At 42.6% G+C, this 14,886-nt stretch carries 9 protein-coding genes; 3 read left to right on the top strand and 6 right to left on the bottom strand.

Features of this window, described 5'->3' with window-relative positions:
- The first annotated feature begins 112 nt into the window (after positions 1 to 112).
- Complete coding sequence (locus tag F6K52_RS19270; RefSeq protein WP_293081043.1) at positions 113 to 1,072, top strand: glycosyltransferase family 2 protein; 960 nt, start codon at positions 113 to 115, stop codon at positions 1,070 to 1,072.
- Positions 1,073 to 1,620: 548 nt separating this feature from the next.
- Entirely contained in the window at positions 1,621 to 2,337 is a 717-nt protein-coding gene (locus F6K52_RS19275) for a heme oxygenase (biliverdin-producing) (RefSeq protein ID WP_293081046.1), read from the top strand.
- Between the two features lie 423 nt (positions 2,338 to 2,760).
- Here F6K52_RS19275 and F6K52_RS19280 read toward each other — a convergent pair whose 3' ends face one another.
- Together F6K52_RS19280 and mfd are read right to left on the bottom strand one after the other, a co-directional pair.
- Positions 2,761 to 3,117: a Mo-dependent nitrogenase C-terminal domain-containing protein gene (locus tag F6K52_RS19280; RefSeq protein ID WP_293081049.1), complete on the bottom strand. Its 357-nt coding sequence runs from the start codon at positions 3,115 to 3,117 to the stop codon at positions 2,761 to 2,763.
- A 576-nt stretch (positions 3,118 to 3,693) separates the two neighbouring features.
- Positions 3,694 to 7,341 (bottom strand): transcription-repair coupling factor, encoded by a 3,648-nt coding sequence (gene mfd / locus F6K52_RS19285; RefSeq protein ID WP_293081052.1) that lies wholly within the window; start codon positions 7,339 to 7,341, stop codon positions 3,694 to 3,696.
- Positions 7,342 to 7,723: 382 nt separating this feature from the next.
- Here mfd and F6K52_RS19290 point away from each other — a divergent pair, with 382 nt between their 5' ends.
- Entirely contained in the window at positions 7,724 to 8,680 is a 957-nt protein-coding gene (locus F6K52_RS19290) for a PleD family two-component system response regulator (protein ID WP_293081055.1), read from the top strand.
- A 14-nt stretch (positions 8,681 to 8,694) separates the two neighbouring features.
- Here F6K52_RS19290 and menD read toward each other — a convergent pair whose 3' ends face one another.
- The 4 genes from menD to F6K52_RS19310 form a co-directional block, all read right to left on the bottom strand.
- Positions 8,695 to 10,629: a 2-succinyl-5-enolpyruvyl-6-hydroxy-3-cyclohexene-1-carboxylic-acid synthase gene (gene menD / locus F6K52_RS19295; protein ID WP_293081058.1), complete on the bottom strand. Its 1,935-nt coding sequence runs from the start codon at positions 10,627 to 10,629 to the stop codon at positions 8,695 to 8,697.
- A gap of 106 nt (positions 10,630 to 10,735) precedes the next feature.
- On the bottom strand, positions 10,736 to 11,527 hold the full coding sequence (gene menH / locus F6K52_RS19300) for a 2-succinyl-6-hydroxy-2,4-cyclohexadiene-1-carboxylate synthase (RefSeq protein WP_293081062.1): 792 nt from the start codon (positions 11,525 to 11,527) through the stop codon (positions 10,736 to 10,738).
- A gap of 238 nt (positions 11,528 to 11,765) precedes the next feature.
- A complete protein-coding gene (locus F6K52_RS19305; protein WP_293081067.1) occupies positions 11,766 to 13,214 on the bottom strand; it encodes an isochorismate synthase in 1,449 nt (482 codons plus the stop codon).
- A gap of 380 nt (positions 13,215 to 13,594) precedes the next feature.
- Positions 13,595 to 14,791: a methyltransferase dimerization domain-containing protein gene (locus F6K52_RS19310; protein ID WP_293081070.1), complete on the bottom strand. Its 1,197-nt coding sequence runs from the start codon at positions 14,789 to 14,791 to the stop codon at positions 13,595 to 13,597.
- Positions 14,792 to 14,886: the final 95 nt, after the last annotated feature.

A 14,886-nucleotide genomic window follows, 5' to 3' on the forward strand; every position in this document is an offset into this window, starting at 1 on the left:
TGTCATATCTAGTTCGTTATAACCGGACTTGATATCAGGCATCCAATAGGATAATTTTATGTCAACAAATCAATGAATTGAGTGGCTTGATAGTTTCATAGATAACAATACAATGATTCAACGAGTCCCCAAGGTTAGTGTGTGTATTCCTACATTCAATCGCGTTAATTTACTTCCTTATGCGATTGACAGTGTTATTAAACAAACGTATCAAGACTGGGAATTAATTGTCTGTGATGATGGTTCAACTGATGACACTCCTGAGCTAATGTCCCAGTATCAGGATAGCCGAATTAACTACATCCGTCACCCCAAAAATATTGGAAAAAGTAATAATATGCGCTCTGGATTTGATGCGGCCTTGGGGGAATATTTTATTAAATTTGATGATGATGACCGGCTGACACCTGAATTTTTAGCCAAAACAACCGCTATCTTAGAGCCAGACCATAGTATTGATTTGGTCGGGACAGATCATTGGGTAATTAATATTAATAATACTAGAGATGAATCAGCTACAAAATTAAACTCTCAGAGGTGGGGAAGAACTAAGTTAATCGAAGGAATTGTTGAGAATTTAGTTGAAGTTGTTTTTATTCAGCAGAGCTTTCAAGTTGGCGCTACGTTATTTCGGATGCAGGCATTGAAAGATGTGGATTTTATGCGTCCTAACATCCAAAATTGTGAAGATAATGATTTATTCGTTCGGCTGGCTATTGCGGGCAAGAAAGCTTATTATTTACCCGAATTGTTAATGGAATATCGATTCCATGCCCAACAACAAGGGATTAGTCGAGCCATTCCCTATTTACAGGATAAACTGCGTTATCTAGAAAGTTATACCTTTGAGTCAGAAATGTTGGAGACAGTTAGGCGATCGCGTCTGACGGAAACTAAGCTACTACTAGGATTGCGGCTGATTGAAATTGGACAAACATCAACCGGACGTGAATTAGTTTGGTCAGGAAAAGCTTGCTCCCCCTCAAAAGCTTGGGTTGCTTTGGTGTTGTCCCTATTGCCAGAAGGGTGGCGTTCTCAGGCGTTTAGTGTGTTGCGTCAAGTCAAGGCATAGACTCTCTCGGAATTCGGCACTAGAAAAAATCTGATTAAACTGCCAAGGCATTGGCAGCCTCACCATGGTGAAGCAAATTTCCACTCTCTTGGTGCCCGTTCCCTTGGTGAGGTTCAGCCAGCGCATTGTCAGACCGCCTTTAATGAGACTACTTATCAGCTCAAGCGCTACGCGTAGCGCTTGAGCTGTTCGCGTAGCGTGCGCGTAGCGCTTGAGCTGACCACTCCTTAAGTATTTTTACTTAAATAATCCTGGTGTCTTGCTAGTTTCTAGAGCTTTTTGGATGATTGCAACAGTTGAGCCTTTGAATCTAGGGTAGAACTTCTTCCATGCTCCCTCTGTGTACTCATCAAAGCGTTGTAAAACTGATCAGTTTTACAATCTATGAACTGGCTCTGTGACCGTGGGGGAGATAGAATCTCGCCTTGACGTAAGAATTCTTAACAAAATTTTTCATTAAATCAGTTTACTCTAATAATTTGGAAAGATATTCGATTGTCTGTAAGTAGTAATACAAATACCGTCAACTTTAGGAACAAAAATAAAGAATGAGTACCAATTTAGCCACCAAGTTGCGTGAAGGCACAAAAAAATCCCACACCATGGCAGAGAATGTGGGTTTTGTCAAGTGCTTTTTGAAAGGAACCGTTGAAAAAACCTCCTACCGTAAATTAGTATCCAACCTTTACTTCGTCTATTCCGCTATGGAAGAGGAGATGGAGCGGCATCGGGAACACCCGATTCTTTCAAAAATCTACTTCCAAGAGCTCAATCGGAAAAAGACCCTAGAGCAAGACCTATGCTATTACTTCGGTTCTAACTGGCAAGAGAAAGTAGTCCCTTCAGTGGCGGCTAAAGAGTATGTGCAAAGAATTAAAGATATGTCTGAGAAGGAACCAGAACTATTGGTTGCTCACTCCTACACCCGCTATCTAGGGGACTTATCTGGCGGACAAATTCTCAAAAAGATTGCCCAGCGCGGGATGAACTTATCAGATGGGCAAGGTACTGCTTTTTATGAATTCAAACAAATCCCTGATGAGAAGGCATTCAAGGCCAACTATCGCCAAGCCATGGATGAGCTACCCATTGATAATGCCACAGCGGATCGGATTGTGGAAGAAGCTAATGCTGCCTTTGACATGAATATGAAGATGTTCCAGGAACTGGAAGGTAACCTGATTAAAGCCATTGGTATCATGCTATACAACACCCTTACCCGTCGTGGCGCTCGTGGCAGCACAGAACTAGCTACAGCTGAATAAGCTTATTGCACAAATTGCGATTAGCACCAAAGATGGGTGGCGACTAATCACCTTAACTATAAATCAAAGCGATTAGCTCTTGTCTCCTGTAATGAGTTATTAGTAGTTAGTAGTTTTGAGGTAAGCATTCAGCCTATCGCTATCAGGGATTTGCTTATGTGCTAGGTTGAATGCTTACGTTCTGAGTACTAACTACGCTCGCAGCGATCGCAGAATTAATTACCTACTCCTAATCTCTGTAAGCTTGACATTGTAAGCCTTTGAGTTTTTTGAAATGTGTAATCAATTTTGTGTATTTGCTTAATTGGGGTATACCACTATGCATTCAGATTAAGACATCTGTAAACTCCGAAACGTGAGTCTAGCTTACTTGTGACTTGTGACTTGTGACTTGTGACTTGCGCGTAGCGCTATAGACCCCTCTCAAGCGTAAAATTGAATATCCTCCCCACAGTGATCTACTAGGTAACAGAGGGCCCGGAAACGCAAGCTAGCTAATTGGTCATAGAGAGGGTTGAGCTTACATAGGGGAGGGATGTGTAGTACTAAGTGACCGAAAAGTTTTAAATCCCGCTCAAAGGGACATTGACCAGGAATAATTTTGGATAGGAATCTAGCTAGGCTTTGATCTGTAATTTCTATTTGATCCAGCCATTGGCGCACAGGTTTTAGTAAGTCAACACGTTTTTTGGGCAGTGCCTTAGGCGGAGTGAGACTGCTATTGAGATCAGCTACCTCTGAGAGGGATGAATTAGTACTTTGCTTGTTGGTTCTGAACATGGCTATACATCTCTAAGTTTAATCAATAAAGTCCTCAGCAAAGGTATTACTGTAGAATGCCTTTTACAGAGTTCTAGTTAAGTAGGTAGACATCCAGTAATCAAACACAATTACTATTGAGCTGTATTGCCATATTGGCGGTAAGTTATAAAAATTTATATAGCTAGAAGTCATAGCATGTCCAGGAGCCTAGCTATTGAAATGCTTGTGTAATTAGTAATTGGTAATTGGTAATTGGTAATTGGTAATTGGGAATTAGTAATTGGTAATTGAGATTATTCCACAGCTCTTACCTATTACCAAAAAGCTCATCAAAGATGAACACTACCAAAACAACTGGACATGAGCTCAAGTGTTACCACTTAACTTATTAAGTAAGCTTTCAGCATTCAGCCTTGGTCAAGTTAAGCGAATGGCCACGCTACGGGAATGACCACGCTACTTGAGGTGCTATCAGCCATTCTTAATCAGCTTTCAGCTAAAAGCCATCCTTATTTCAAGCATAAAAATACCAGGGAAAGGTTTGGTAAAGCTTAAAAGAAGAAAGACCAATCAAACTATGAACTTTCGATAAAACTAATTGGTTGACTGTTGACTGTTATAGGCATTAGGGATTGAGGATTCGGGTAACCCAAGCACAGTAGGTTCTGGCAGTGCGCCTTGCATCTTGCCTAACCAGTCAATCAGGCTCTCTAGCTGTTTGTTGGTCTTGACCAGACCTAAACCACGAACCGTAACTTTACCAGGAGAATAGACAAAACGCGGACGCAAATGTTGGGGGAGGTTCTCTTGGAGTAACTTCCAGGCTGGTTCCTCCATGGGTGTTTCTAGGAGAATGTGTTGTTTACCCTCAGGTCGAATTCGGGCAAATCCCAAAGACTTCCCTAACTGTTTTAGTTCCATCACCCGCAGTAATTGCTCTGCAACGGAGGGAATTGGACCATAGCGATCGCTCCAAGCTGCTGCGATCTGTGTTAACTCTTTCTGGGAGCCTGCTGCAGCTACTGCTCGATAAGCACTAATTTTTTGGTCTAAATCTGGAATATAGTCAGCGGGAATAAAGGCTGTGATCTGAAGATCAATCTGGGTATCATCTACTTGGGGAATTTCTTGCCCTTGAATTTCCCTAATCGCTTCTTGCAGCATTTCCATGTACAGGTCAAAGCCAATGGCTTCCATCTGACCGGATTGTTCTACACCTAGGAGATTCCCCACCCCTCGAATTTCCATATCCCTGGTTGCTAACAGATAACCTGACCCGAGCTGAGTGAATTCCTGAATTGCTCGTAAGCGTTTTTTGGCCGCTTCTGAGAGTACCTTCTGGTTGGGATAAAGTAACCAAGCATGGGCTTGAATCCCAGCTCGACCTACTCGTCCTCGCAATTGGTAGAGTTGGGCAAGACCAAATTTGTGAGCATCTTCGATCAAAATGGTGTTGACTCTAGGAATATCTAGCCCAGATTCAATAATCGTAGTACACACTAGGATATCTGCTTCACCGTTGCTAAAGGTGAGCATAATTGACTCTAATTGCGCTGGGTCGAGCTGACCGTGAGCAATGGCGATTCTGGCCTCAAGGATCATTTCCCTGAGTTCCGCAGCAACCTCTTCAATCCCTTCAACCCTAGGTACGACATAGAATACCTGACCACCTCGGTCAAGTTCCATACGAATGGCGGTGCGGACAGCTTCTGGTTTATAGGGAGATAAGTGGGTTTTAATGGGACGCCGTAAGGGGGGTGGTGTAGTAATTAAACTCATTTCTCGTACCCCCGATAAGGACATATAGAGGGTACGGGGAATGGGAGTAGCGCTTAGGGTCAATACATCTACCTGAGTTTTGAAAGATTTAATTTTTTCCTTCTGGTTGACACCAAACCGCTGTTCTTCATCTATCACCAGCAGCCCTAACTCTCGAAACTGTACACTCTTCCCCAGCAACTGATGGGTACCTACTACCACATCTAACTCCCCAGTTTTAAGGCGTTGGACAATATCACGCTTTTCCTGGGGGGTACGAAAGCGGTTGAGTAGACCGACATTGATGGGGTAGGGAGAAAACCGTTCTTTGATGGTATGATAATGCTGCTGAGTCAGGATAGTGGTTGGGGCAAGGAAAGCTACTTGCTTGTGAGAAGTAACAGCTTTAAAAATAGCCCGAATTGCCACTTCTGTTTTACCAAACCCCACATCCCCACAAACTAAGCGATCCATAGGGCGATCGCTCTCTAAATCCCGTTTCACATCCTGTATCGCCTTGAGTTGGTCAGGAGTAGGTTGGTAGGGGAAAGAATCTTCTAATTCCTGCTGCCAAGGGGAATCCGGTGGAAAGCAATAACCAGACTGCTTTGCTCGCTGGGCATAGAGCTTCAGCAAATCCACCGCTACTTTCTTAATACTTTTACGGACGCGATTTTTGGTTTTCTCCCAGGTTTTACCGGACATCTTGTGGAGTTGAGGCAAACCGGTACCTGTATGTCGAAACCGAGATAGTACCCCCAATTGATCCGCTGCCACCCGCAGCAAACCATCAGCGTACTTGATCACCAAATACTCGCGAGTTTCATTATTTAAGCTTAATTTTTCCAGCTTGAGGAACTGACCAATCCCATGGTTCTTGTGAACCACATAATCCCCTGGACGTAGCTTATTGGGGTCAACCTGTTGGGAGGCAGCACGGCGGCGCTTACGGATATAACTGGGAGTTGCCAAGGTATGCTGCCCAAAGAACTCCCGGTCAGTAACAACCACGATGCGGTAAGTAGGGAGGATAAATCCCTCTAGTTCTGCTAAGCCCGAATATTTGACTGCTACCGCTGTCCTCTGGATATTTAATTTCTCAATAGCTGGGTAATCCCGAGGGTTGGGGACAAACTGGGCAGGACAATCATGTTCTTGGAGCAGGGCAACAGAACGACTAGGTTGGGCAGAAACCAGCCAAATAGTGAAACGGCGATCGCTTTGCTCTCGCAGTACTTCCGCTAGTTTGGCAAACTGGTGGGGTGTTACTGGTACAGAGCGGCTAGCCAGATTAACAGCATTTTGGGTACTTTCTTCTACCAATTCTGATAAATACAGGATTGGTGGAAGGTTAGTAGGTGGAAGGTTAGTAGGTTGAAGGTTAGTAGGTTGTTCGGGAACAACCTCGTACTGGTTAACCTTCAACTCTATAACATGATCAAAATAACGATGGAGACAGGGCAGGGAATTATTCAGTTCCTCTAATTGTTCTTGGGCATGTTCCACCCAGCGATCGCAATGGGCAGCACACTGCTCTGGTTCATCAATCACAATTAAGGTATTTTCTGGCAGGTAATCCAGTAGAGATGCTGGCTGGTCAAAGGCAATACCCAAGAAACGGCGGCTACCCTCTAAAGACTGACCTTCTTCGAAAGATTCTTGCTCCTGAGGTGAGAGATAAGATTGGATTAGTTCTGCCTTTGAAGTTCTCAGAACTTGGCTAATAATGTGACCAAAATCCGTGGGGGTCAGCACGATGCCGTCAATTTTATCCAGGGAACGCTGGGTTGCCGGGTCAAACTCCCGCAACTGCTCTAATTCATCCCCGAACCATTCCAGGCGCACTGGCAATTCTAAAGCTACCGGGAAAACATCTACAATATCACCGCGCCGACTCCATTGACCTTCTGTTTCTACTAGGGGAACCCGTTCATAACCCAGCTGTGCCAATTTTTCATCAAGGTTCTTCCCATCCCAAGTCATGCCCTGGTTAAGGGTAAGGCAGTAGGGCTTAAAGGCATCGACAGGGGGCAAGTGAGGTTGGAGTGCTGCTTGAGTGGCAACAATAGCCATCCCATTAGTTGAACGTTGAACGTTAGGAGGTTGTAAGTCAGAACTTTCAACTGGCAACCTGTCAACCTTCAACCTTTCGACCAAATCTGCCAATACTTGCATTTGTCCCCAGGTCATTTCCGACTCTGGGTCAAAGGGTTCATAGGGGGATGCTTCTGAGGTGGGGTATAAGTGGACTGTATTCCAACCCATGGCTTCGAGTTGGGTTGCCCAGCGACTTGCTTCTTCTAGGGTGCTACAGACTACGAATAGAAGGCGTTGGTCTGCCTTGGCCAGGGCTGATGCTACTAATCCCTTTGGCAAGCGCGGAATACCATTCAGATATAGAGACTGTTGGCGATTTAGTTTCGTGAGTAGTTCACTAGTGAGAGGGGAGTGCTCTAGTGTCCGAATGATCGAGGAAAGTGCCATTAGTTCAGTGGGTACTTGACAATAGGGCTTCAGTCGTGGCTGTTTCTCTAATTTTACTAGGAATAGCACTGCCTGGGGAAAATTGACTGTTGTTGAATAAGTTAACTTATCTCACGACTAGCCTTAGCAGTAGATCCAGGAGTCTTTCTAAGTTCGTCGGTCTACATTAATTGATCTTGAATAAGCCGAAATCCTTTTTAGGTAAAGGATTCGGCCATAACAGTTTCAGGGGTGACGAGTTTATAGGAAGACTAATCTTTAGAAGATTTAATCCTCCTAGGTTAGATTAAACAGATATTACCGATCAAAATTTCAATTAATTTCTAGCCAAGATAACAAAGAACTATCGATAAGAAATACATTACTGACTCAAGCAGCAATAATGGATAATACTGACTTGAATAACTTTAATAATAAAACTCCTCAGGTTCTCGTGGTTGATGATGAGAAGATCCTACGCTTGGTGCTACGTCGTAGCTTGACAAAGGAAGGATATAAAGTCATTGAAGCTAGCAACGGTGAGCAATGTTTGAATATCTGTGACCAGAAATTGCCAGACATTGTGCTTTTAGATGCCAGAATGCCCATAATTGATGGCTTTACCTGCTGTGCTAAATTGAAGGATAACTTTGCTTCCCAATGTCCTCCTATACTAATGATTACAGGCCTCCATGATGAGGAATCTGTAGAACGAGCGTTTGAAGCCGGTGCGACAGATTATATAACTAAGCCAATTAACTGGGCAGTTTTGCGACGAAGAGTACGTCGTTTAATTGAATCAAGTTGGACAATGGAACAGTTAAAAATCGCCAATAAACAGTTGGCACGCCTCGCTACTATCGATGGCTTAACCCAAGTTGCCAACCGCCGAGCCTTTGACGAATATTTTAACAACGAATGGTCTCGACTGGTACGAGAAGAAAAACCATTATCTTTAGTTTTGTGTGACATTGATTTTTTTAAGCTTTACAATGACACTTATGGACACCAATCAGGAGATGAATGTCTTAAACAAGTTGCTCAAATCCTTAGTCAAGCAGCAAAGCGTCCAGCGGATCTGGTGGCTCGCTATGGGGGTGAGGAATTTGTGGTAATGTTGCCGAGCACTGATATACAAGGTGCTATTCAGGTAGCAGAGACAATTGAGACTAAACTCTACAAACAGGCGATCCCTCATTCTGGTTCTCTGGTGAGTGACATTGTTACCGTCAGCCTGGGGGGTGCTAGTACGATTCCCTCAGTAAAATCGTCCCCAGAACATTTATTCGCTGAGGCAGATAAAGCCCTATATCAGGCAAAACTTGCAGGAAGAAATCGCCTAGTTTCTGTTAATTACTAATCAAAAAATCAGTATTAAATATACTTAAAATAGTCTTGACGCCAACTAGCATCTTTTCTACGGTCAGTAGGCAATTCTAAAACTCTAATGCCTTTGGTAGGAAGTGGGTTTAAACGTTGCTTCAACTCCTGCCATGATTGAATCAGCTGGTGCTCTACTCCATAAGTCAGACACAAGTATGAAAAATTGACATCTTGGGGTGTGGCAAAGAATTCTTCAAAGGGTGGGTCAAATTTGGCAATGGGCAACATCTCGAAAATGCCACCACCATTGTTATTAATTAATATAATGGTTAAATGACCAACAAACTTGTTTTTAATTAGGAAACCATTGGTGTCATGCAAAAATGCTAAGTCACCCGTTAGCATCACACTGCTTTGATTACGATGGGCAATACCTAAAGCTGTTGATAAGGTACCATCAATTCCATTAGCGCCCCGATTAAACCAAGGTCGAATCCTTGTGTTACCAGGTTTCCAAAAGAACTCCACATCTCTGACTGGCATGCTGTTAGCAATAAATAGAGGTGTTTCCGGTGGTAGACATTGGGACAGTAACCAAGCTGCTTTGCCTTCAAACAACTGACTCATGGTAGTCATTGTTTTGTCAACCTTTGCCCTGACTTTTGCTTCAGCCTCACACCACTGTTGTAGGTAAGGTTGGGTTGCAGGTTGCAGGTTATCTGGTTGCAGGTTATCTGGTTGCAGGTTGGTATTGGTTACAGGTTGCAGGTTATCTGGTTGTTCGCGTAGCGTGGCCTTTTGGCCAAGCTTGGAACCTTCAACCTTCAACTTTTCAACCTTCAACTTCTCAACCTTCAACTGGTTAACTTTCAACTCCTTTACCCATATGCCCAGTTGTTCTACACTCATCCGCAGATGAGTTGTTTTGCCATGGAGGGGGTCGAGATTGTGGTGGCTAGGGTCAATCACCCAACGTCGCGGTTGACATTTATCCAACCAAGCACGCAGTTGTTTGCTAATCGGTAGTTCACCGATGTGAATAACCATTGTGGGTTTTAGCTGTTGCGCTAATCGTGGATTACGTAGAATCAAGTCATAGGTGGAAATTAAATCGGGATTAAGGTCGCAATAGTTTCTTACTGGTGAGAGCCCTTCTGCTAGTACGGGCCATCTTAAGGTTTTGGACAAGGATGCGATCGCATTACAATAGTCTTTGGGATTTTGGGGTTGAGCTGGACCAGCGATAATTATTCCTTGCTCGGATTCTTGCCACTGTTGTATGACTTTAACGATTCCACGTTGCAGGTTGTCAGTTGTAGGTTGCAGGTTGTCAGTTACAGCTTGTTCTTGACAGTGAGCCAAGAATTCTTCTGGTTGTAATTGGGATTTTAATGGGTTAGTGGTTGTGTCGGGAATAGGTGGGAGAGGGTCACGGAAGGGTAGATTTAGGTGTACTGGACCAGGGGTAGGAAAATGTGTTAGCGCAGTGCTGCCAAAGCAGGCTCGCTCCCAAGCATGAACTACGGTTTGCCGTAGATAACGGAGCATACTGATATCAGCTTGAGGTACCGCTAGGGTACTTTGCCAGTTGGGATAGTTGCCGTATAATTTGATTTGGTCAATGGTTTGTCCAGAATGACAATCTTGGAGTTCTGGGGGACGGTCAGCAGTCAACACTAATAGTGGTACTCTGCTTTCTCTGGCTTCAATCACAGCGGGATAGAAATTAGCCCCAGCCGTGCCAGAGGTACAAACCAGGACAACTGGTTTTCCCGATCGTCGAGCAATGCCTAAGGCGAAAAAGCTGGCTGAACGTTCATCGAGAACTGGAATTGCCTCAATCTGTGGGTGTTGAGCAAACGCAACAGTTAGAGGGGTTGAGCGTGACCCTGGACAGATGATTGCTGTGGTCAATCCCAAGCGCTGTAGGGTTTCTACCAAGATGGAAGCCCAGAGGCTATTGGTGTTGCGAAAATCAATAGGCATTGAGTTATCTTAATCAACATTTAATTCGAATATTGTAAATGTTGATTCGATTTTGTTTACGGTTGACTGTCCTAATCCCTACTCCCTACTCCCTACTCCCTACTCCCTACTCCCTAAAAAAATCTCTGACATTTTTAACAAATTCATTGACGTTCTCAAAATGGATGTTATGTCCACAATCAGCAATGACGTTTAACTGAGCTTCTGGACAAAGTGTTACTATTTCTGAGTTAATTGATTTAAATTTATGATCATAGTCTCCAACTAGCAAAAGCAAAGGTACTTGATTATTAGGAAGTGATTCCCACAGAGATGGTTGGCATCCTGTACTCATATGACGCAGAGATTTAGCTAATTCTAGAGGATGATTTTGTTGTCGAATATTGATCATCTGTTCAAAGTTAGAGTGCTGCTTGAGGGAGGTGAACAGAGGCTGATTGTACCAATTTGATAAGAAGGTCAATAAATCGTCAGTTTCCAATTTTTCGGCAATTTGCCAATCTCGTTGACGGCGTTTTAATTGTTCTTCTTCAGTCTTTAGCCCTGGAGATGCTGATTCGAGTACTACTTTACTAAAACATTGGGGGAAATGAAGGGTCATGTAGAGAGCCAATCGACCTCCCATAGAATAGCCAACTAAAAAGCATGGTTCAAAGTTTAACTGCTCTAGTAAGTTCTTTAAGGCGTGAGCAGTGTTTGACATCCTGTAGCACTCATCCTCACCTAAAACTTTGGTCTTACCATGACCAGGTAAATCAACAGCTAGACAACAAAATTCCTCACAAAGTAATGATATTGTTTCATCAAATTCCTGGCTACTACCCATGAATCCATGGCAAAAAAGAATCCGTGGTTGCTCTCGGTTTCCTCTTAACTCATAGTTAAATTGATATCCCATTTATAGCAGTTATTAATTCTGTGAGGTACTTTTGTTCTAGGTTTTAGGGAGCAGGGAGCAGGGACTTCGGAGCAGGCATGCTAGCAATAGGCATGCTAGCAATAGGCAAGACGCAAGAGGGAAAAAAATCTGTGTACATCATAGCTATAATCAACCTTATTATTATAATTTATAATAAAATTATTGGAAGTGATTCTCAAACACTAACCACCAATGAACACAGGGTTAAACTAATGCCTTAAGATAATGCTTTAAGAAGCACCATTAGCTTAAGGTTAATTTCTGCAAGTTCTTTATTAGGATCAGAACCAGCAACAATTCCAGCACCAGCGTAGAGTCGAGCGTGATTACCTGCTATCAAAGCAGACCGAATCCCAACGATAAATTCACTATTGCCTTGATAATCTATCCATCCGAGGGGAGCAGCATACAGAGAACGGTCAAAGGTTTCGTAGTGTCGGATTTGCTCACAAGCAATTTTGGTAGGAACACCAGCTACTGCTGGAGTAGGATGCAGTTTCGCTATAATATCTAGGGGATTGACATCAGCTGGTAATGCTGCCTTAATCGGAGTCCATAAATGCTGAATATTCGATAGTTTCAGCAGTTGGGGAGATGGCGAAAAATCCAGTTCCAAACCCAGTTGAGAAAGACGTTGGATAATAAATTCACTCACTGCGTTATGTTCACGTCTGTCTTTTTCACTACTAAGTAATTGGTTCGCCAAATCCGCATCTTCAGCTGGGGTTTGACCTCGTGGTGCAGACCCTGCTAAAGCATCTGTCACTAACTGATGATCGTAAATACTAATCAGACGTTCAGGACTAGCGCCAATAAAGTTTTTGCCTTGGCCGTTACTGATGGAAAAAATATAGCAATCTGGGTAATTCTGGCGCAAATTGTCCAGAGAATTAACCAGATTAAACGGTTTTGGTGAGACGACATCCACGGCTTGGGAAAGGACAATTTTGCTATATTGATTGGCTTGGATAGATTTTAAGGCTGATGAAACCGATAATTTGAAGTCTTTGGCTTTTTCTGAATCTTGCTTGAGACATTGATAATGGTTAGCCTTACCAGTAAAACAGTAAAGGAGACGACCAGAAGAGGTAATTAGTTTGAATTCCCGACCTACGCTTTCGACCAGCCCATCCAGATTAACTTGAGAGTTTATTTCAAGATTAGCCACTACTACACATCGGCTTTTACAAAGTGAAATTTGCCAACGGGGTAGAAAAATAGTGGCAGATGGGAAAGGGTTATTACTATTAAGATTGTCACCAAAAAACGTAAAGCTAGAGAAGAAGTGAGGTCCAGCCAATCGCTGCTCTATTTCACCACTAATCATGGTGTTAGCTAGACATGAGTCGATAAATTGTTGCCCTTTATAGAAGCGTTGCTCACCAGCTAACTTAAGGGAGACAGCCGCATCAATAGCAACAATTGATTCTTGATTACTTCTATTTTCAAAATAGAAGTTTAGGGGCTCGGGCGTGGGGGCAAAAGGGGCGGCTCTATCCCGAATTGCCTGAAAAACTGCCAGTGGATCCATGGGGGGGATTTCTTGAGAAATACTGGCTATTTTGGCAATACCTTGTTTTTGAGATTTTTTCTGGCAGGCTAAGAGAAATTGATGTAACTCTTTAGGCTCATCAAAGAGGTTAGCAGGGCAGGGAATGACTAACATATAAGGCTTTCTTGAATTACAGGACTGTTTACCTCAATGAACGACAACACTTGGCGATTGGCCGTAGGTCACGCTACGGGATTGGCCTTGGCCTTTGGGCCACGCTACGGGATTGGCCACGCTGCGCGAACGCTCTTTACTAGATATTTCTTAATTTATATTTACATAACTTATTTAAGTCACATAATTTCTAGTTACTAATGATCAATTATCAGTATGTTTGGCAATTAAGAAAAACAGGGTAAGGGCAAAAATCAATAAACAGGGGGTATCATAGTACTATTGCTAATTTATAGCAATAATTTTTGGGATGACCAATCACTTATTTTGTCACTACTCAAGACGGAAATCAAGGGGATATTATTATAGACAATCCCTGATTAATTCTTCCAACCTACTACAAATAAAAAGCTGCCCTTTTGGGTAGACACCACTTCAGTTTTCATGAAGCCTACTTCTCTTAAGAGGTTAACAATTTTATCGGTGGAGTAAAGCGGGGGAGCTTTAACTCCGCCAATCAATAAATCCATTATTTCTAATTCTGGCAAAAATGATGGTGAAGGAACTAAACTGTCAGTGGTAGGTTCCAGGATAATCACCATACCCTTTGGTCTCAAAACCTGAAAAGATTTTTTGATAAACTGGCTACCATAATCGCTGTACGACAATTTTCTAAACAAAAAGACGATATCATACTCTTCGTTAGCACCCCATTGGTCAGACAAAGCGTTTCCCTCGGGAGATATAATAATCTCTTCCGGAGATTTAGGTAAAGGATACTTGGTTAAAAGTTGCTCTAAAAAATCAATTTGATTTTCCAATCCTGCTAGTACAAATTCTACATCAGGCTTGCGTTCCAATAGCTTGCCTATAAAGGTAATCCCCACTTCGCCAGTAATAATTCTATTAACCTGATCAAGAGGAATTTTAGTGAATAATTCTCGGGAGGGTTCTTTCAGATATTCGTTAGCAAATGCATAGTACTCATAAAGGGTTTCATCATTACCATTAAACAAATCCATCTCCTGGTTTGAGCTGCCGGTTTGGATAGTGAAGTTTAATGATAACCAGGATGACCATGTCTGAGAGACTAGATTGTAATAATCTCCCAAATAACTTGGACTTTCTTTAACCAAATAATTCTTAGTAATTTGGGTGTTAACATACCCCAAAACTTGATGATCATTATTTTTGTTATTTTGGGTACTTTTGAGATAACCTAGGCTCTCTAAAACCCTAAACAAGCGCTCAGTTGATATCAAATTAAGATTCAAATCCCTGGCTACTAAATTAGCAGGCACTCCGGGATGCTTGTGCAGATAATCAAAAACACCAAGTTTCACAGCTGACATAATAATTGCAGTGCGTTGGAAACTGGTAGCATCTGCCAGCATTTCCGCTCTTTCTAAGAGTCTGATTCGATTACCAATAACCTTCCTTAAGCTATTGATAGCTTCTGGGAAATACTTTTTGATCGCCAAGGCTAAACCTACCAATTTAGATGGCAGTCCAAATCTTGGCTGTTTCGACTTGATCTCTAGAGTATCCCTTTCTAGCACTTTTACATTACTGGTCATACTTTTTAGTCATACTGTTTAGGATTGCTTACAAGACTTACAGGGTGCGTTATTAACGCACCCTACTACTTTTAGAGTTTAGGATTCAATTTTGC

It is taken from the genome of Moorena sp. SIO3H5 (genome assembly GCF_010692395.1).
In the GTDB taxonomy this organism is placed as follows: Bacteria; Cyanobacteriota; Cyanobacteriia; order Cyanobacteriales; family Coleofasciculaceae; genus Moorena.

Bases quoted from the DNA above. Each gene is read 5' to 3' on its own strand.
- F6K52_RS19270 (WP_293081043.1), top strand. From the start codon at position 113: ATGATTCAACGAGTCCCCAAGGTTAGTGTGTGTATTCCTACATTCAAT.
- F6K52_RS19275 (WP_293081046.1), top strand. From the start codon at position 1,621: ATGAGTACCAATTTAGCCACCAAGTTGCGTGAAGGCACAAAAAAATCC.
- F6K52_RS19280 (WP_293081049.1), bottom strand. From the start codon at position 3,117: ATGTTCAGAACCAACAAGCAAAGTACTAATTCATCCCTCTCAGAGGTA.
- mfd (WP_293081052.1), bottom strand. From the start codon at position 7,341: ATGGCACTTTCCTCGATCATTCGGACACTAGAGCACTCCCCTCTCACT.
- F6K52_RS19290 (WP_293081055.1), top strand. From the start codon at position 7,724: ATGGATAATACTGACTTGAATAACTTTAATAATAAAACTCCTCAGGTT.
- menD (WP_293081058.1), bottom strand. From the start codon at position 10,629: ATGCCTATTGATTTTCGCAACACCAATAGCCTCTGGGCTTCCATCTTG.
- menH (WP_293081062.1), bottom strand. From the start codon at position 11,527: ATGGGATATCAATTTAACTATGAGTTAAGAGGAAACCGAGAGCAACCA.
- F6K52_RS19305 (WP_293081067.1), bottom strand. From the start codon at position 13,214: ATGTTAGTCATTCCCTGCCCTGCTAACCTCTTTGATGAGCCTAAAGAG.
- F6K52_RS19310 (WP_293081070.1), bottom strand. From the start codon at position 14,791: ATGACCAGTAATGTAAAAGTGCTAGAAAGGGATACTCTAGAGATCAAG.